General features: G+C 54.9%; 14 protein-coding genes. 10 read left to right on the top strand and 4 right to left on the bottom strand.

Annotated features, from left to right (window positions below; translation table 11 throughout):
* Positions 1–45 precede the first annotated feature (45 nt).
* The 4 genes from HCI85_RS08200 (at position 46) to HCI85_RS08185 (ending at position 4,719) form a co-directional block, all read left to right on the top strand.
* On the top strand, positions 46–915 hold the full coding sequence (locus HCI85_RS08200) for a sterol desaturase family protein (RefSeq protein ID WP_167143950.1): 870 nt from the start codon (positions 46–48) through the stop codon (positions 913–915).
* A 625-nt stretch (positions 916–1,540) separates the two neighbouring features.
* Entirely contained in the window at positions 1,541–2,866 is a 1,326-nt protein-coding gene (locus HCI85_RS08195; protein WP_167143947.1) for an OprD family porin, read from the top strand.
* A gap of 147 nt (positions 2,867–3,013) precedes the next feature.
* Positions 3,014–3,292, top strand: coding sequence for a hypothetical protein (locus HCI85_RS08190; protein WP_241693742.1), 279 nt, complete (start codon positions 3,014–3,016; stop codon positions 3,290–3,292).
* Positions 3,293–3,750: 458 nt separating this feature from the next.
* The gene (locus HCI85_RS08185; RefSeq protein ID WP_167143944.1) at positions 3,751–4,719 is read left to right on the top strand and encodes an arsenic resistance protein; all 969 of its coding nucleotides are present in this window, start codon (positions 3,751–3,753) and stop codon (positions 4,717–4,719) included.
* Between the two features lie 106 nt (positions 4,720–4,825).
* Here HCI85_RS08185 and HCI85_RS08180 read toward each other — a convergent pair whose 3' ends face one another.
* From HCI85_RS08180 to HCI85_RS08165, 4 genes are all read right to left on the bottom strand, one after another.
* On the bottom strand, positions 4,826–7,948 hold the full coding sequence (locus tag HCI85_RS08180) for an efflux RND transporter permease subunit (RefSeq protein ID WP_090256270.1): 3,123 nt from the start codon (positions 7,946–7,948) through the stop codon (positions 4,826–4,828).
* 11 nt (positions 7,949–7,959) lie between these two features.
* Positions 7,960–8,301 (bottom strand): P-II family nitrogen regulator, encoded by a 342-nt coding sequence (locus HCI85_RS08175; protein ID WP_090256271.1) that lies wholly within the window; start codon positions 8,299–8,301, stop codon positions 7,960–7,962.
* Between the two features lie 14 nt (positions 8,302–8,315).
* Positions 8,316–9,905, bottom strand: coding sequence for an efflux RND transporter periplasmic adaptor subunit (locus tag HCI85_RS08170; protein ID WP_167143941.1), 1,590 nt, complete (start codon positions 9,903–9,905; stop codon positions 8,316–8,318).
* Positions 9,906–10,057: 152 nt separating this feature from the next.
* Complete coding sequence (locus tag HCI85_RS08165; RefSeq protein WP_090256272.1) at positions 10,058–11,326, bottom strand: TolC family protein; 1,269 nt, start codon at positions 11,324–11,326, stop codon at positions 10,058–10,060.
* A 570-nt stretch (positions 11,327–11,896) separates the two neighbouring features.
* Between HCI85_RS08165 and HCI85_RS08160 the strand changes: the two genes are divergently transcribed.
* From HCI85_RS08160 to HCI85_RS08135, 6 genes are all read left to right on the top strand, one after another.
* On the top strand, positions 11,897–12,571 hold the full coding sequence (locus HCI85_RS08160; RefSeq protein WP_090256273.1) for a heavy metal response regulator transcription factor: 675 nt from the start codon (positions 11,897–11,899) through the stop codon (positions 12,569–12,571).
* Positions 12,568–13,971, top strand: coding sequence for a heavy metal sensor histidine kinase (locus HCI85_RS08155; protein ID WP_167143938.1), 1,404 nt, complete (start codon positions 12,568–12,570; stop codon positions 13,969–13,971). The genes HCI85_RS08160 and HCI85_RS08155 overlap by 4 nt, the downstream gene beginning before the upstream one ends.
* Positions 13,972–14,099: 128 nt before the next feature.
* Positions 14,100–15,359, top strand: a complete 1,260-nt coding sequence (locus HCI85_RS08150) for an OprD family porin (protein WP_167143935.1) — start codon at positions 14,100–14,102, stop codon at positions 15,357–15,359.
* Between the two features lie 213 nt (positions 15,360–15,572).
* Entirely contained in the window at positions 15,573–16,472 is a 900-nt protein-coding gene (locus tag HCI85_RS08145; protein WP_090256319.1) for a LysR family transcriptional regulator, read from the top strand.
* 357 nt (positions 16,473–16,829) lie between these two features.
* Positions 16,830–17,474 (top strand): DUF6088 family protein, encoded by a 645-nt coding sequence (locus tag HCI85_RS08140; RefSeq protein ID WP_167143932.1) that lies wholly within the window; start codon positions 16,830–16,832, stop codon positions 17,472–17,474.
* Positions 17,423–18,442, top strand: coding sequence for a nucleotidyl transferase AbiEii/AbiGii toxin family protein (locus HCI85_RS08135; protein WP_167143929.1), 1,020 nt, complete (start codon positions 17,423–17,425; stop codon positions 18,440–18,442). Before HCI85_RS08140 ends, HCI85_RS08135 begins: the two co-directional genes overlap by 52 nt.
* The last annotated feature ends 36 nt before the right edge of the window (positions 18,443–18,478 follow it).

The following is an 18,478-nucleotide window of genomic DNA, read 5'->3' as shown; positions in this document are numbered from 1 at the left end:
GGTCTCCCCACATACAGTCATGGCTCCCTACCCAGGAGCTGAGCGATGCCTATTTTCCTGCGATTCCCCCTACGCTGGCTGAGCTATCCACTTGTGTTTGGTGGCTGTGCCGCCTTCATGCTCTGGGCGCTGTACGCGGGAGTGCCGTATTGGCCCACCACACCGGTAGTCGCCGCGGTGGGTCTGTTAAGCGTCGCGGGGTTAGAGCGCATCCAGCCTTTTCGCGAAGCCTGGCTTGAGGATCATCAAGACACCGCGACCGACCTACTGCACATGCTGGTGAATCTCTCCGTCATCCAGTTCACCGCTGAAATCCTGGCCAGGCTGGGCGATGCAGTGCCAGCTTCGGTTCGTCTCTTCCCAGTCGAGAGCCCACTTTGGCTGCAACTGCTGCTGGTCGCCGCCGTGCTCGATCTGAGCCTGTATGCCATGCATCGTATCAGCCACCATGTACCCTGGCTGTGGCGTTTTCACATGATTCATCACAGCGCCGAGCGGCTGTACTGGATCAACGGGGAGCGCCGACACCCCTTGCACGCCGCACTCATGGCCGGTCCGGGGCTGGTGATTCTGCTCGCATCAGGTGCTCCATCCGCAGTGGTTGCTACCTGGTTTGGCATTTTGACCGTGCACTTGGCGTTCCAGCATGCAAACCTGGACTACCGACTGGGATGGCTGCGCCACATCATCGGGGTTGCTGAAATTCATCGCTGGCATCACAAGCGCGACTTTGCGGATGCCCAGGTTAACTTCGGAGAGTTTCTGATGGTGTGGGATCGACTGTTTGGCACGTTCTACGACAGCGCAGGGAAGCTGGGAGAGGCAGAGGTTGGATTGCATGAAAAGGACTATCCCAAAGACTACCTTGGACAGTTGACCGAACCCTTTGGGCGAGACCTTACAAGCCAAGGCTAACGGATTCTCTTGCGAAGGGCTGCCGCTAGGTGCAACACGATGCCCCTAGTGAGTGGCTCTGGCTAGCTGATGAAAGCGCGCGCCCGTTGAGCCGATGCCACCCAACGTAAGCTCGCTCGCCCGCAACCAATGTGAGCCCAAGGCTATGCCAGTCGCAGTTAATCTGAGCTGGAGATCGCATCGATTGCGAGCTCGGCCGAACTCAAACGCGAGCTGATTCAACTACTGGTTCATGGCTCGAAACCTTCAGCAGAGTGGTGCACAACCACTGGAATGGGCGACTCATATCCTCTGGAGCAAGTGGCCCATTTCACTGCAATACATAGCGTTGCAGTGAGCTGATCGCCTCTCTAGCGAATGACCTGGGCCAACCCAAGCTGGGCGCTCTCACGGCCTATACGCCGTTTTTGTTGAAAACCTGCACTTAAATGTCGCTTTAAGACAACTTTTATTGCCGCCTTGTGAAGATTACAGAATTGTAATTTTCCAATCATCTTCAAGTTATCTTCAGCTTGCAAGGATAGGGCTCAGCTCCCCAAAGGCGCAGAGCGCTTGAGGGTGCAATACCTATAAGAACGCCATGGCGAAAACTAGACTAATAACTGCCAATATAAAGGAGCAATAAATGCTTAATAAAACCAAACTATCCCTTGCAGTATTTTCGGCGATTGTCAGTGCAGCTCCGCTCATGGCGGCCGCAGAAGAGCAAGCCGAAGGTTTTGTAGAAGGTAGCAGTTTCAATATTCTCAACCGTAACTTCTACATGAACCGTGACTTTCGTAAAGGTCAGTCGAGCAACACTGACAATGGTTATACTGAAGCTTGGGCACACGGCATCATTGGCCAGTTCGAGTCGGGCTTTACCCAAGGCACCGTAGGCTTTGGTATTGATGCCTTCGCCATGCTCGGCCTTAAACTGGATACCGGGGATGGTCGATATGGCCCAGGTGGTACTGTTAATCTGCTGCCGGTAAATAGTGATGGTGAAGCTGAAGATAACTACTCCAAAGTGGGTGGTGCAGTAAAAGCCCGGCTATTCGACACCGTTGTCAAAGTGGGTGATGTGTTCCCCATGACTCCGGTGGTTCACTACGGTGACTCCCGCCTGCTACCGGAAAGCTTTCGCGGCGTTACGGTTGAGAACACCAGCTTTGATGGTTTGACCCTTCAGGGTGGCCGCCTGCATGCCATGAGCCAGCCGCAGGTCAGCACCATGCGTGATGAATTCGCAACCTTCTATGCGGGCTCTGTCGCGTCGCCATGGGTTGCCTATTTCGGCGGTGACTATTCGCTAAATGACAACCTGAGCTTTAGTCTCTATAGCAGCCAACTCAAGGATGCTTGGAAGCAGCACTATGCCGGTACGTCCTTCACCTACCCGCTGACCGACAGTGTTTCCTTGTTCGGTGGTTTGAACTACTACAAAGCTGTCGATGACGGCCAGCAGCTGCTGGGTGAGTTCGATAACGACATTTACAGCGGCAAAGTGGGTGTGCAGTTCGGTGCACACAGCGTTGCCCTGTCGCACCAGCGCAACAACGGCGACGATGATTTCGACTACCTGCGCCAGTCTGATTCCATCTTCCTCGACAACTCTATTCAGTACAGCGACTTCAACTCGCCGAAAGAGAAGTCCTGGATGCTGCGCTACGACCTAGATATGGCCAGCTATGGCGTTCCTGGACTGACCTTCATGACGCGCTATGCGCTGGGTACAGATGCGGACTACTCCGACGCCAACAATGTGTATATGCGTCGTGATGCCGATGGTAATCCGCTGACCGACCAGAAGCGCTGGGAGCGCAACATCGAAGCCAAGTATGTCGTACAAGCTGGCTCGCTGAAAGATATGTCCTTCCGCGTTCGCCAGATGACTACCCGCGCAACGGATTACGAGTCGGATCTGGACGAGGTTCGTCTGATCGTCGAGTACCCACTGAGCGTGCTCTAAAAATGGATGGGCGGGCGGGCTCTAAAAGCCCTGCCCGCTCATGCATAACAAGATAGATAGTTATTAGATTTCAAGAATGTAATGTTGAGCTCACGCTGCTGTTAGCTTCACCCCCGTAAAATTCACTCGAACTTGCAGAACTTGTCCATGAACCTCGACAAGCTACTAATTGAATTTTACGAGGCCTGCCTTATGAAGATGTTGAAAGCTCTAGTTATTGGATCGGTACTTCTTGTCGGCTCCACACAGACTTATGCAGAAGATGGCTATGATCGCTCAATGAAAGCTCAGGAAAAATTTCGAGCAGATCAAAAACGAATTCACGGAACTGAGCCTTCTGCCAAACCGGCGGACGAACTAAAGGTTAAGACCAGCAACCAAAATCGGGCCAATACCGATATTAAAAAAGAAACCAACGCTGACTAACCGCCCACTTCCGAACGATGTTCACCTCTAGAAGCTCCCGAGCTCCTTTGGAAAGAGGTGTACCCTAAGCGCCCTTCGGGGCGCTTTTTTTATTTAATCTTTAATAAAAAAGACTCACTGGGAGTTTAAACCTCCAAGCTAGAAAACTAACTCTACTCTTCCGCAAGTCATTCATGTCTGCAACAAGCCATCGCTGTCAGCGTGTAGCAAGAAGGGCAAAATGATACCGGTGCAGGCCTTTAGATTGATCTGCCTGATATCTGCAAAGGCACTGGCTATCACCCCGATGCTAGAACACGGTGTCATTTGAATACCGCGCCCTTGCACCGTCAGCAGATACCTACTCAATAGCTAGACGCCGTGCCCATCTCAATTTTTCATGATTCAGGCCATCCAAGAGTATCGCCGCGCTCTCCGCTACCTCATGTAAGCTGAAGTTTTTACTCCTTGAGGATGCTATGAGTAGGGATGCGCTTGAACAAAACCAGATACCGATCTATTTCGTTGCGGTCATTGCAGCGGCAATCGGTGGGTTAATAGCTCCTGCAGCTACGCAGAGCCTGAACGCATTAGTGACCCCGACTATCGCCGTGCTGATGTACGCGATGTTCCTGCAAATCCCCTTTCTTGATTTCCGCGAGAGTCTTAGCAACAAACGCTTCATGTCTGCCTTGCTGATCGCCAATTTTGTACTGATTCCACTGTTGGTGTGGGCACTAACCAGAGGGCTCGCAGAACACCCGGCAGTACTAATCGGCGCTCTTCTGGTTTTGCTCACTCCCTGTATCGACTACGTGGTGGTATTTACGCACATAGGCAGAGGCGACTCGCGTGCGATTCTTGCAGCAACCCCCATCCTCTTGCTGTTGCAACTTGTGCTGTTGCCTGTGTATTTGGCTTTTATGCTAGGGGAGCAATCCCAAGTCGTTATCTCGATAGCGCCTTTCGCTGAAGCCTTTCTCGCACTGATTGTCGTGCCTTTATTGCTCGCGGTGGCTACAGCAGCCTTGGCTAAGCGCTCGCGGATCGTAGGTCGCTGGAACACCGTATGGGCATGGATGCCAGTCCCTGCGATGGCGGCAGTTCTCATTGCGGTGGTTGGGTCGCAAATCTCGCCAGTGGTACGTGATATCGACCAGCTTTTACCGGTGATCCCGGTGTATATCGGTTTCATGCTTTTGGCCCCCGTAGTGGGCGCACTCGCTTCAAAAGCTTATAAACTGCCCGCCTCGACGGCGAGAGCGGTTACTTTCAGTACCGCCACACGTAACTCGTTGGTGGTTCTTCCGCTGGCCCTGGCATTACCTGAAGAAATACGAGGGCTTGCAGCCGCAGCGGTCATCACCCAGACACTGGTTGAGTTGGTGGGTGAACTTGTCTACATCCGGGCAGTGCCGATTCTCATCTGGCGTAAAAAAAGCCGCTGAGGACGTCACGGCACAGTCACCGCCCACATTGAGCGGTATTTACGGTAAGCAAAAAGCCCCGCTCAAGAGCGGGGCTTTTCAGTTGCAAACGAATAGCGCTGTGAACTTAGCGCAGACGATGGGCCAAGCGGTAGAGCAATGGCAAAACCAGCAGCGTCAGCGCTGTTGAGGACAGAATTCCGCCAATCACTACCGTCGCCAGAGGGCGCTGAACTTCCGCGCCCGTACCGATGGCAGTGGCCATTGGAATAAAGCCCAGAGACGCCACCAAAGCAGTCATCAGCACTGGCCGTAGGCGCGTCAATGCGCCTTCGCGGATGGCCTCGTCCAGCCCCATGCCGTTCTCACGCAAACTGCGAATGAAGGAAATCATTACCAGGCCGTTGAGCACCGCCACGCCCGACAAAGCAATGAAACCCACGCCCGCGGAGATCGAGAGCGGAATATCTCGCAGCCACAAGGCCATGATCCCGCCTGTCAGCGCGAAGGGCACGCCGGTGAACACCAGCAGGCCATCTTTGACATTGCCGAACATCATAAAGAGCAGTGTGAACACCAGCAGCAATGAGACCGGTACGACAATCTGCAGGCGCTTGGCCGCCGACTGAAGCTGCTCGAAGGTGCCGCCCCAGGTCGTCCAGTAGCCTGTAGGGACGCTAACCGCCTGGGCGATCTTGCTCTCGGCCTCGGCGACAAATGAGCCGATATCGCGACCGCGAACGTTAGCGGTGACCACCACGCGGCGCTTGCCACTTTCACGGCTGATCTGGTTCGGCCCCGGTGCGGACACCACACTCGCCACATCAGCCAAGCGCACAAACCCTGGGCCATCCAACCCATCGCCATTGGCCAGACGAATAGGTAGCTGCTGGATCTTGTCGACATCATTGCGCCACTCGTCCGCCAGGCGAACTTGGATATCGAAACGCCGGTCACCTTCAAACAGTGCACCCGCCTCGCGCCCGCCGATGGCGGTGGAAATGGCGTCCTGAATCTCCGAGACATTCAAACCGAATCGTGCGGCTTTCTCACGGTCGATTTGTACGCTGAGCATCGGCAGACCGGTGGTCTGTTCGACCTTCACATCAGCTGCTCCTGGAATACCCTCCAGCACCTCAGCGATTTGCTCGGCGGTCTCGTTCATCACATCCATGTCATCGCCAAACACTTTCACTGCGACGTCACTGCGTACGCCGGAGATCAGCTCGTTGAAGCGCATCTGAATGGGCTGAGTGAACTCATAGTTGTTGCCGGAAACCTGTTCAACCGCCTCCTGCATCGCCGCAACCAAATCGGCTTTGCTGCGATCAGGATCGGGCCACTGGTCGCGCGGCTTTAGCATGACAAAGTTGTCCGCCACGTTCGGCGGCATTGGATCGGTTGCGACTTCAGCAGTTCCAAGCTTGGCGAACACCGTATCAACCTCGGCAAAGGATTTGATTCGTTGTTCGAGTTGCACCTGCATTTCAATTGCTTGCGAAAGGCTAGTGCCAGGAATACGCAGGGCATGCAAAGCGATATCGCCCTCATCCAGGCTCGGCACGAACTCACTGCCCATCCGCGAAGCAGCTAAACCAGAAAGCACCATGATGACTGTCGCAATGGTCAGCACTAACGGCTTGCTGACCATGACCCAATCTAGCAACGGCGCGTAGCCTTGCTTGACCCAGGCCATTAGCCGATTTTCTTTTTCACTGACGTTGCCATTGAGGAACAGTGCAACAGCTGCCGGGACGAATGTCACCGAGAGGATCATGGCTCCGAACAGGGCTGTCACCACGGTGAACGCCATTGGGTGGAACATCTTGCCTTCCACGCCGGTGAGCGCAAATATCGGCAGGTACACCACCATAATGATCAGTTGGCCGAACAGCAGTGGACGACGCGCCTCCTTCGACGCCGCGAACACCTCATGGAAGCGCTCATTACGGGTCAACGTTCGGCCTGCTGCGGCCTGGGCGTGAGCCAAACGACGCACGCAGTTCTCTACGATCACCACGGCACCATCGATGATGATGCCGAAATCGAGTGCGCCAAGGCTCATCAGGTTCGCGCTGACCTTGTTGCTGACCATGCCCGTAAAGGTGAACAGCATCGACAGCGGAATCACCATTGCGGTGATGAGGGCCGCCCGAATGTTACCCAGGAACAGGAACAGGATAGCGATAACCAGCAGAGCGCCTTCGATCAGATTCTTCTTCACCGTATTGATGGCCTTATCGACCAATACAGTGCGGTCATAGACCGTCTTCGCTATGACTCCTTTCGGCAGGTTGCGATTGATCTCCTTTATGCGCTGGTCGACAGCCTGCGATACATAGCGGCTGTTCTCACCAATCAACATAAAGGCAGTGCCGAGCACCACCTCCTGGCCGTTCTCAGTAGCGGCCCCGGTGCGCAGCTCCTTACCCAGGCCAACCTCGGCCACATCACCGATGCGCACAGGAACACCATCGGTGTTCTTGATGATGATGTTGGCGATGTCAGCGATATTGCCGACTTGTCCCGGAGCGCGGATCAGGTACTGCTCGCCGCTGCGTTCGATGTAGCCCGCACCAACGTTGGCATTATTGCTCTCCAACGCAACCACAATGTCCTGCAGGCTGAGGCCATGTGCGACCAGGCGCTCCGGCTTGGGTGAAACCTGGAACTCCTTGGCATAACCGCCAATGGTGTTGATCTCGGTAACACCTTTGACGGTTCGCAGTTGCGGCTTGACGATCCAGTCCTGAATCTCACGCAAATCCATCGGAGTATAGGCGCTGCCATCCGGCTTCTTCGCACCGTCTTGCGCCTCGATGGTCCACATGTAGATCTCGCCCAGACCAGAAGCGATTGGCCCCATGCTCGGCGACAGATCACTGGGTAGATTGCTACGCGCTTCCTGTATCCGCTCATTCACCAACTGACGAGCGAAGTAGATGTCTGTGCCGTCTTCGAAAATGACGGTGACCTGCGACAACCCGTAGCGTGAGATTGAACGCGTTTCCTGTAAGTTGGGCAGCCCAGCCATTACCGATTCAATCGGAAAGGTCACGCGTTGCTCAGTTTCCAGTGGCGAGTAGCCCTTTGCCTCGGTATTGATCTGCACCTGCACGTTGGTGATGTCGGGAACCGCATCAATCGGCAACTTCTGGTAGCTGTAAACACCCAACGCCGCCATGCCGAGCACAGCCAGCAAGACTAGCCAGCGCTGGTCGATGGCGAAGCGAATTAATCGTTCGTACATGTCAATTTCCCCTAAAGCGCAGCATCACCGCGCTCTCCAGTACGGATGCGCAATGCGTCGGTCAAAGGGGCCACGGCGACGATTCCATCACCGGGAACACCTGTGTGGGCGGCCTTCTCGATGGCATGGACGATCTCATCGGCAACCTCATCGGAGCAGAACGCCAGCAGCACGAGATGCTGATGGGCGTCTGGATTCCATTCGTCTGCGATATATCCATGATCCTTGCCGTGACCACGCGGATGACCATGGGCTGGCAGGATGGTGAATCCTGGTAGATGCGGCAGTGCGTGCAGCGCTTGCTCGACGGCTTCAAGCCGGATCGGACGAAAAATAGCTGTAACTTGTTTCATAGCTCGACTCCGAATTAGTGGTCATGGCTCGCGCCGGCTTTGCCAAGCTCAGCTTTGATCAGGAAGCTGTTCTTCAGCGCGTATCGATCGCCCGCCTTCAGACCCGAGATAACCTCGACGAAGTGGCCGTCGGATTTGCCCAGCTCAAGAGGCCGAGCTTCTAGCTGGTTATCGAAGCGGCCGAACACTACCTGCCAATCGCGAACGGTCTGGATCGCTTCGACCGCTACTGCAACGGGAACGTCGTTCTCCTCGGCAATCACCTCGACCGTCACTGGCAAACCAGGCCGCCATATCCGATCTGGGTTGGCTAGCACGATGCGAGCAGTCGCCGAGCGGGTTTGCGCCCCAACCAGAGCGCTGACATAGGAAATGGAGCCCTTAGCCGTGGCGGCGAATGCGCTGGAGCTCACGACAACGTTTTGCCCTTCGGCGATTACGCCCAAGTCTTTCGCCGCGACGGTTGAGTCCACCCATACGGTCGACAAATCCGAGACGGTAAAGACTGCGGAGTCCTCTTTGAGTACTTCACCAACAGAGATGCTTTTGCTGGTTATCACGCCATCGATAGGGGCACGAATCTCGAATTCGGTGAGATTCTGGCCTTTGGCCGGGGCACCGCCCAGCGAAGCGATTTGTTGCTGGACGCGCTGCACTGCGATAGCAGCTTCCTGCATGGCAACTTGCGCCTGCAGGAAGTCCTGCTCGGCGGAAATCTTCTCTTCCCACAATTGCTTTTCACGTGCATAGGTCGTGCGGGCAAGCGCAGAGCGTTGCTGGGCGGCCATTAGCTCGCCACGCAGTTCGGCCAGCGCCTGGCTGGAGATTTTGGCCAATACCTGACCCTTGCTGACCGTATCGCCAGCACTAACCGCCACCGAGTCGACGCGCCCGGCAAGTTGCGGGGTCACCTGAACCGTGCGGTCACCGTTGTAACGAACCTCGCCGAGCACTTGCAGCGTGGAGGCGATTTTCGCTGGACCAGCAGTGGCGAGCGTGACGCCACCCTGCTCAAGCTGCGCATCCGTCATCGTCACGCGGCCCTCAACCTGCTCGTAACCGAACGAATAGCTCTTGCCACTGTGCTTGGCGCTGATGGAAACCTGGAATGAATGCGGCTCTACAACCGCGGCATCGCCACGTAGGTAGTCATTCTCTTTGCTGAAATTGATGATTTGCGCAGGTTGGCCAAGACGCAACAAGGTCACCTGTACCGTGCTTTCAGTAGGATTTAAAAGCTTACCGTCCAGGTAGGTATAGAGCCTGAACTGAGGCTCTACGCCCTCCTCAAAAATCGTCACTTCAAGTGCATAATCACCCTCGGTGAAAAGCTTGCCGCCATGCTCGCCCTTGGTGGGTTCTACAGTTTCATGGTGCTCTTTATCTGCATGCTCATCGGCCTCTTCATGCTCGTCGGCCGAAGCCTCCCCGTGGTGCTCGGGATCTGCGTGAGCCGATACATCCTCATGACTCTCATCATGGCCATGGCCTTCCTCCCCGGACTTACCAGGGCTACCACTTAGAATCAGACCCGCCACGGCTAAACCGATGACGACAACAGCCACAATCATCAGCCACTGCTTTCTGGGAGTTGTTGATGCCATTGGTAACTCCAAATTATCAAAAGTATTGAATTTGACTCATGCCCAGGCGGCGACTAAACGCGCTCAATAAACATGCAGCCGCCAGGAAAGCAGGCGAGGCTTCATGTCGCATGACGCGACCATCTAAGGCGTTATGTAGGTGTGAGAGATGCTTATTTTTTGAATTCGATGTTGAGTTGGGAGCCGTAAATCTTCTCCAAGCTCACCCAGGCCGAAATAGCTTCATCCAGGGTATTCAGGTATTGGGAGCGCATGCTTACGAGGGTGCGCTGAGCATCGAGTACATCGATAAAGGCAAACTTGCCCATCTCGAATCCACGTACTGCGCCCTCTACTGCTTGCTGCGCGGTCGGCAGCAGTGTGCCGCTGATCGAGTCGACTTCACTTCTAGCGCTTTCCCACTGCTCAAATGCCTGCTGGGCTTCCGCGCGCAGGCGGAGCTCTGCGGCATTGCGCAAATCCCGCGCTTGGTCAGCTCCTTGAGCAGCGGCCAGCACATTGCCTTGGTTGCGGTTGAACAACGGAATAGGCATCGACAAGCCGAGCAAATTGACGCGCTCGCCAAGCCCTTCGTCGTACTGGCTGCCAACGCTGACGGTGAGGTCTGGAATGCGCTGCGACTTTTCGAGTTCCAAGGAAGACTCGGCACGCTGGATTTGCGTGTTGGCCAGCCGTAGGTCCGCTGTATCTGTTATGCGTGCAAGCATCTCAGCCTGCGACGGCAGGTACGGCAGGCGCTCAAGATCACCCTCGACATGCGCGAAGTTCGGTGTCTTGGCACCCGTTATGAGCGCCAGTTGCTTGTAGGCATTGCTTTGATTGAGGCGTGCGCGATTCAGCTCCAGTTGAATTTCCGAAAGCTGCACCTGAGCACGCGAAATTTCGATTGGCGAAGCCTTGCCGGCCTTTACGCGCCCTTCGACCACCTGAAGTCCGCGACGGGCAAGGTCTAACGACTGTGTGGAAAGCTGCAGTCCTTCCTGGGCACGCAGAGCTGAGTAAAAGGCCTGGATGACCTCAGCGCGCAAGATGTTTTTCTTACGCTCCAGATCAATCGCCACCGCGTCCTGATCACGCTCAGACACATCAATACGCGCGCTACGCTTGCCGCCCAGCTCAATTGGCTGAGATACCTGAATGCTGGTAACGCGCGACTCACTGCGCGTGTCCTCAACGCTCCAGGACAACTCAGGATTCGGGATCAGCCCAGCTTGAGTACGAGCACCTTCGGCAATACCTGTATTCCATTGTGCTGCAGCGAACTCCTGGTTCTCAGTGAGCGCTTGCGCAAACGCCTCATCAATCGTTATTGACTGCCTTGTTGATTCGGCAGCAGTTGTTGGAACTGGAGCAATTAACAATGCAGCCAGTAGCCCTGAAAATACACAGAATTTACCTATTCCAACTCCATGTCCGGCCATTGTTTTTACATGCACTTAAAGTCCTCCACAGAACTAGCTCTGCTGGAATATAATGAAGGCCTTTATATTTATTAATCCCGAGGGATATCGAGGATTATCGCTTGGGAAAATAAGTAGAAAGCCAATTCCCGGCAGAATGTAGTGCTCCATGCCTATCAGCAAGGTGACTGGAAAATTACAAATACGTTATCCAGCACTTTTCCAAGTAGGCCTGTATTAGTATTGGCAGCGCTCAAGAGAGCAGGCAATTTAGCGCCCAGCAACAACTAGAAACAAACACAGTTAAATAGCGGTTGCCTCGCGGGTAGCGCCCCCGGGCAGCCCTGCCAGTCAAAAGTTGGGTGTTTTGGATAAGGACAAGTACTGCGACATGTTGTCGCTTAACCCCTTTGAGCCATGCGAAATAGGCATTACAGCTTGACCCTAAAGCCGCTTCAGGCTTTAGCCTTGGAGCAACCTGAAAAGCCGTAGGTCATATCCGTGACCGCCGATGAAAGAATTAAAACCACTCCGCAGCCATAACAAAAAAATATCTAAAAATACTGGCCGCATATTTTAAGGTGAATTTTTATGCGAATCCTTATTGTCGAGGACGAGCCCAAGACTGCCGAATACTTACACCAAGGTTTAAGCGAAAGTGGCTATGTAGTTGATAAGGCCGCCACTGGCGTGGACGGTCTCCACCTTGTTAGGCAGCACACTTACGACTTGGTAGTGCTTGATGTAAACCTGCCTGGAATTGATGGTTGGGGCGTGCTTGAGCATATACGCAGTAACAGCAGTACTCGCGTGATAATGCTGACTGCACGCGGGCGCTTAGTGGATAAAATTAAAGGCCTGGATTTGGGGGCGGATGATTATTTAGTCAAACCGTTCGAGTTCCCTGAGTTACTTGCGCGAATTCGTACGTTGCTACGGCGAAGCGAGCAAATTCCAGTACCGGAAGTGCTGCGGGTAGCCGACCTTGAGCTTGATCCGGCGAGGCACCGCGCGTTCCGTGGTGAGCAGCGCATCGACCTGACCACTAAAGAGTTTGCGTTGCTGCACCTACTGATGCGCCGCTCTGGGGAAGTGCTATCGCGCACCCAGATCATTTCGCTGGTCTGGGATATGAATTTTGACTGCGACACCAACGTCGTCGAAGTCTCCATCCGCAGACTACGCGCCAAAATTGATGACCCGTTCGATAACAAGCTGATTCACACCCTCAGGGGTGTCGGGTACGTGCTTGAGGAACGTGCATGAAGCCGACCAGTCTATCCATGCGCCTTGGCCTGTCGGTCAGCGTGATGGGGGCGGCACTGGTTGTTCTGCTAGCAGCACTCGCCTACTTCGCGCTTACCCATGAGCTGGACTCGTTGGCCAAGCAGAGTCTTGACGGCAAACTTGAGCAGATTCAGCACAATCTCGCCGAAGACATGAGCGCACATGCAATTGCCCAGCAACCTCACGAGCTGCTGGATCTGGTCATGGGGCATGACAATCTGCACCTGACGATCTACGGGAAAAAGTCAGGCACCAAATTACTCCTGAATCTGGGTGAGAAATCCAGGGAGCCCATTCTTGCCAACATACCAGCAGGCGATACCCCTATTTACCAAAGCTGGTCGGATGCTGAGGGAAACAACTTCCTGACCGCATCCAAGGTGATGCTGCTCAACGACGGCGACCACGTCAGGGTCTTACTCTCAATTGATCGATCTGCCGACGAAGCACTGCTCAGTGCCTACCTCAAGTCAACGTTGATCGCGCTCCCTCTTCTTCTGGCGCTAATTGGCATGGGCGCATGGTGGATTGTACAACGGGGCCTTTCTCCGCTCCGGCAATTTCGCCAGGTTGCATCGCTGATATCCACGCAGGATCTGACCCATCGGATTTCCGTCGACAAACTTCCACAAGAACTCAGCGCGCTGGCCCACGGCATCAACTTCATGCTGCATCGTCTTGATGGTGGCGTTCAGCAGCTATCGCAGTTCTCTGATGACCTGGCCCATGAGTTGCGCTCACCTATCACCAACCTGATGGGTAAAGCGCAGGTAACGCTCTCAAGAGAGCGTCCACCTGAGGAGTACAAAGCCGTACTGGAATGCTGCACAGAAGAGCTGGAGCGCGTCACCCGAATCGTGTCCGACATGCTGTTTCTCGCTCAAGTCAGCCACCCCGCATCCCTGGTTCCCTTCGAGAAGATTGCACTGGAGGACGAGGCAAGACGCGTTGTGGATCTGTTCAGCATCTCCGCTGAAGAGAAACAGATCAGCCTGAGCATTTCCGGGGCCGGCCGAACCTTCGGTGATCGGCTGATGGTACAGCGCGCCATTTCAAACCTCTTGTCCAATGCGATTCGGCACAGCCCCATTGGCGCAAACATCTCGCTGCTGATCGAGAAGCACAGCGAAACCGTGTCGTTCTCGGTGGGAAACCCGGGGATTGGCATCCCCGCACAGCACATCCCTCATTTGTTCGAACGCTTCTACCGCGTCGATACCAGCCGCTCTCGTGCCGAAGGTGGGACAGGGCTGGGCCTGGCAATTGTTCGCTCGATCATGAGCCTGCATCAGGGCACGGTCGAGGTCAGTAGCCTGCCAGGCAGCTTCACCGTATTCCGTTTGATCTTCCCCAAAGTCCGCAATGGTTCCTCGACCTAGACCTGCAGGCGTACAGGCATAACGACCAGCCGAAGATTGGCCGCAGAGGAACCCGCCCCTATTCGGAGAGCACGGCATACAGCGACGGCTCCCCGATATGCCACCCCCCTGAACATGGATAAACAACAATGAAGAAGACCCTCTTGGCAGTCGCGGTGAGTACTGGGGTACTCAGTCTTAGCCAGCCAGCCGCAGCTGAGTTTTTCGCAGACAGCAAAGCCGGGCTGGAAGCGCGTAACTTCTATTTCAATCGCGACTTCCGCCAAGACTCAGCCAGCCAATCAAAGCAGGAAGAATGGGCCCAGGGCTTCCTGCTGCGCTACGAATCCGGGTTCACCGAAGGGACAGTCGGCGTGGGCATCGACGCCATTGGCATGCTTGGCCTCAAGCTGGACTCTAGCGCCGACCGCTCAGGCTCGGGCCTGCTCAAGCGCGATAAAGAAGCACCTCGTGCCGCGCAGGATGAATATGGTGAGATGGGCTTAACCGCGAAGCTGCGCGCCTCAAACAGCGTGCTGAAACTGGGCACGCTGCAACCTAGACTGCCAACCGTCCAAGCAAACGATTCGCGCCTGCTGCCACAGACCTTTCAAGGCGGGCACCTGAATTCGCTGGAGATTGACGGGCTTACCTTCGATGCAGGCCAGCTCAAGCAAGTAAGTCAGCGCGACTCATCCGATAGCGAAGACCTCAGCATTACCAGCGGCGCAGCCCGCGCTATCAGCGGCGGCGGAACCCAGACGAGCGATGAATTCAACTTCGCCGGGGCGACCTACAAATGGAACAGCAACCTGGCTACCGGCTACAACTACGGCAATCTGGATGACTTCTATAAGCAGCATATTTTCACGGTCCTGCACACCTTGCCGTTGGGTGATAAACAGTCGCTGAAAACTGATCTGCGCTACGCCCGCTCTACCGACGAAGGTAACAGCAACGTCGACAACAAGGCATTCGGAGCAATGTTTACCTACGCCTTTGGTGGCCACGCCCTCGGCGTTGGCTACCAGAGCATGAGCGGAGACACCGGTTACGCCTACATCAACGGCACCGATCCGTTCCTGGTCAACTATGTACAGATCGGCGACTTCGCTAACAAAGACGAAACCTCATGGCAGGCCCGCTATGACTTCAACTTTGCCAGCGTTGGCATCCCTGGCTTGACGTTCATGACCCGTTACCTGACTGGTGACAATATTGATCTAGGCGCAGGCAAAGCCGATGGTAAGGAGTGGGAGCGCAACACTGACATCGCCTATGTCTTCCAGGACGGCGTACTGAAAAACCTGGGCGTGAAATGGCGCAACGCCACGCTACGTTCGACCAATTTCGGCAACGATGTTGACGAGAACCGCCTGATCGTCAGCTACACACTTCCGCTGTTGTAATCATCAAACCTCAGCGCGGAGCTAGTAGTCGAGTGCCGCGCTGAGAACCGCCCGCGCTAATAAAGTGATACTGCTGGAAGTTCAATCCCAAACATAAAGCTCCTCCCTCCATCAGATTACAAATAAGTAATCCTGTTGCGATCCTGGCGTTAGGTTCGTCTCGTTAAGCTCAAAGTACATGCATTTTGCTTGGCACGAGCTTTGATCGCCCCCATGTTCGACCCTCTCACCATCGACCACCAACTAGCACAGATCTTCTTGACCAGCGCGCGCTGCGCCTGCTTTAGGCAGGCTGCACGCAGCCTAAACTTACATATCGTCCCGATGCGCAAAAAACTCAGGAAGCTGGAGGCAACTGTAGGTACCCCGCTATTCCTTTATAAAGGACGCGAGCTCAGCCTGAGCGCAACAGGACGTGAATTACAACAACTACTGACCCAGAAATTCGGTGACCTGCATCCAGAGGACGTCAGTGTCCAGCGAGCTCTGGTACGTCTTGCGGTGCCGACGTCACTGCTCACCGACCTGCTGGCCCGTGATTTGATCTCCTGGCTGCGTAATGACGCGGCCGTGAGACTAGAAATCATCCCACAGGAGGGCGAGCCCGAGAGGCTGGCAGAGGTCATGATTTGGATCACCGATCCCGGCACGGCAAGACCGACTCCAAGCTTTGCAATGACTAAACCATTGATGCTTGCACGAATTCCCTATCGTGCCCATATGGCCAAACGTTATGCAGGTAAACGCCTACCGAGCTCTGTAGCCGACCTCAAAGATTTCATGCTGGTACAGCTCGCGGGAAACGCAACGGTTGACAGTTTCGAACCATGGAATCAGCTGATCCGTCAGCGCCGAAGTGCGGTCATTCAAGTGCATTCACAAGAGTGGGTCGTTGACTTGCTGCGTAACTCCTCCTGCATTGGCCTGCTACCTGGCTACATCTCCCATGTAGACCGTAACCTGCTGCCCCTTGACGAGTTATTCGAGACTGCCTTGGAACGGGTGGTCTGGATTTCAACGTCCCCGCTGGCAGCAGAGCGATCAGAAGTGCAGACACTGGTGTCGCTCATCTACAAAGCCTTTGAAGATCGCCACAACTGGTTCACTCAGTAGCCCTGAGTGTGGAGGCCGGGAGATTTAATACGCTCTGCTGGCTAACGTTGATACCTTGGGCCGGAAAAATATGAACACACTGCTGCTAGTGTTCCGCATCAAGATGTCTGCCACTCCAAGTGGGCGAGGTATGAGGTGGTCCGGGGCTACTATCCATCAGTGGATGCAGGTCGAATTGGGCTGTTTGAAGCTGCGTGAGAGCGGGGTCTATGCTCGTTCTGGGCATGGTGTTCGTCAGAAACACCGCTGCTATTTGTATTGCGCCTGTTGATCAGCTGGAAAGCACGCAGTGTAAGCTTTATAGTAATCATACCTGTCAGGAAATATCTGTATTTCTTCTGACCTTTTGAGGCTCTTATGTCCGTCGCAGAAGCTATTTCGAATCGAATCAAGCACATGCAAAAGGGTAGACCCTTTGCCGGCGCAGTGTTCGCGCAGGTCGGCTCCCGTGCGTCGGTTGATAAAGCACTCTCGCGGCTGGTGCATGCGGGCTCTCTGGAGCGCGTCACTCGCGGCGTCTACATGCGTCCAAAGCTGAGCAAGTACACTGGCAAGGTTCGCCCGAGCCCGTTGGCCGTGATGGAAGTCATCACCAAGGCGAACGGCGAGACGATCCAGATGCACGGTGCAGAGGCCGTTCGCAGGCTGGGCCTCAGCACGCAAATGCAGGTGCTTCCGACCTATTACACCAGCGGTTCGAGTCGCGAAATCAAGGTTGGTAATGCGGTGGTACGCCTCAAACACGTCTCCAGTAATCGCTTGCAGCATGCCGGCACAAAGGTCGGGATGGCGCTCATCGCTCTGTATTACATCGGCAAAGAGGGACTATCCGCCCAGGTGGTTTCCAAGATCACCAGTGCGCTCAGCAGTGAAGAACTGAACAAGCTCCGGGCCTGCAAGATGCCGGAATGGATGCGGTCGGCATTGAGCCTTGCCGCTAAGGAAACAGAGTGCCTGAGTCCTACTTCGACATACCCGCAACTGAGCAAGGCGAACTACTAGGGGTTGCCGCAACGGAGACCGGGCGCTCGCCCAGTGTGATCGAGAAGGACATCTGGCTGTCTCTCGTACTCCAGCACCTCTTTGCAACGCCAAACCGCAAGGCGATGGCGTTCAAAGGGGGCACCTCGTTATCGAAGGTTTACTCGGTGATCAAGCGTTTCTCTGAGGATGTAGACGTGACCATCGACTATCGGCAACTGGGTTGCGAACTCCCATTATCTGAACTCAGCAAGCTGTCCGGTCGGCAGCGTACGCAGATTGGCGACGCCCTCAAGGTCGAGGTATCGCGTTATACCCATGAGGTGGTACAGCCGCATCTTAAATCCGAGCTAGCCAAGCTGGCCTGCGGTGCCGAGTGCGAAGTTAGTATCAGCGAGAATGGGGAGGAACTGCACGTTTACTACCCGTCACGGGTTGCAGACCGGGGCGGCTACATGCGTGATTACGTGCTGGTGGAGTTCGGTGGTCGCAATATTATCGACCCTAACGCAGTTCACACCATCCAGCCCGACGTTGCTGAGTTGTTTCAGGGCGTGGCATTTCCACGGGCCGAGGGAGTTGTAGTATTGGCACCGGAGCGTACTTTCTGGGAAAAGGTGACGTTAATCCATGCCCAGTGCAACAAGCAAATCACAGAAGGCCGTGAGCGGATTTCCCGTCATTGGTATGACCTTGCCATGCTGGCGCAGCATGGGATCGGCAAGCGGGCCATGAACGATCTTGAACTGTTGGCGAATGTGATCGACCTCAAGAACGTGTTCTACAGGAGCGCGACGACGCACTATGAGCGCTGCTTGGCTGGCGAACTGAATCTGCTGCCTGACGGCGACAATCGGGTTCTGTTAGAAAAGGATTACCTCAACATGCAAGAGGCCGGCATGCTCAACGGGCATGTATATCCCATGACGCAAATCCTCGATGAGCTATCGGCGCTCCAAAAGCAGATCAATCAACGTGGATCTCTCTAGCCCTTACGGACACACAAAGGAGATTAGGCTGTCAGT

Source organism: Pseudomonas sp. OTU750018, from assembly GCF_011636575.1.
Taxonomy (GTDB): Bacteria; Pseudomonadota; Gammaproteobacteria; order Pseudomonadales; family Pseudomonadaceae; genus Aquipseudomonas; species Aquipseudomonas peli.
The sequence above is the reverse complement of the archived record's forward strand: the minus strand, read 5'-3'. Positions and strand labels throughout refer to the sequence as shown.

What these genes read in the sequence shown, in the direction of transcription:
- HCI85_RS08200 (WP_167143950.1), top strand. Translation starts at nt 46, where the DNA reads ATGCCTATTTTCCTGCGATTCCCCCTACGCTGGCTGAGCTATCCACTT.
- HCI85_RS08195 (WP_167143947.1), top strand. Translation starts at nt 1,541, where the DNA reads ATGCTTAATAAAACCAAACTATCCCTTGCAGTATTTTCGGCGATTGTC.
- HCI85_RS08190 (WP_241693742.1), top strand. Translation starts at nt 3,014, where the DNA reads ATGAACCTCGACAAGCTACTAATTGAATTTTACGAGGCCTGCCTTATG.
- HCI85_RS08185 (WP_167143944.1), top strand. Translation starts at nt 3,751, where the DNA reads ATGAGTAGGGATGCGCTTGAACAAAACCAGATACCGATCTATTTCGTT.
- HCI85_RS08180 (WP_090256270.1), bottom strand. Translation starts at nt 7,948, where the DNA reads ATGTACGAACGATTAATTCGCTTCGCCATCGACCAGCGCTGGCTAGTC.
- HCI85_RS08175 (WP_090256271.1), bottom strand. Translation starts at nt 8,301, where the DNA reads ATGAAACAAGTTACAGCTATTTTTCGTCCGATCCGGCTTGAAGCCGTC.
- HCI85_RS08170 (WP_167143941.1), bottom strand. Translation starts at nt 9,905, where the DNA reads ATGGCATCAACAACTCCCAGAAAGCAGTGGCTGATGATTGTGGCTGTT.
- HCI85_RS08165 (WP_090256272.1), bottom strand. Translation starts at nt 11,326, where the DNA reads ATGGCCGGACATGGAGTTGGAATAGGTAAATTCTGTGTATTTTCAGGG.
- HCI85_RS08160 (WP_090256273.1), top strand. Translation starts at nt 11,897, where the DNA reads ATGCGAATCCTTATTGTCGAGGACGAGCCCAAGACTGCCGAATACTTA.
- HCI85_RS08155 (WP_167143938.1), top strand. Translation starts at nt 12,568, where the DNA reads ATGAAGCCGACCAGTCTATCCATGCGCCTTGGCCTGTCGGTCAGCGTG.
- HCI85_RS08150 (WP_167143935.1), top strand. Translation starts at nt 14,100, where the DNA reads ATGAAGAAGACCCTCTTGGCAGTCGCGGTGAGTACTGGGGTACTCAGT.
- HCI85_RS08145 (WP_090256319.1), top strand. Translation starts at nt 15,573, where the DNA reads ATGTTCGACCCTCTCACCATCGACCACCAACTAGCACAGATCTTCTTG.
- HCI85_RS08140 (WP_167143932.1), top strand. Translation starts at nt 16,830, where the DNA reads ATGTCCGTCGCAGAAGCTATTTCGAATCGAATCAAGCACATGCAAAAG.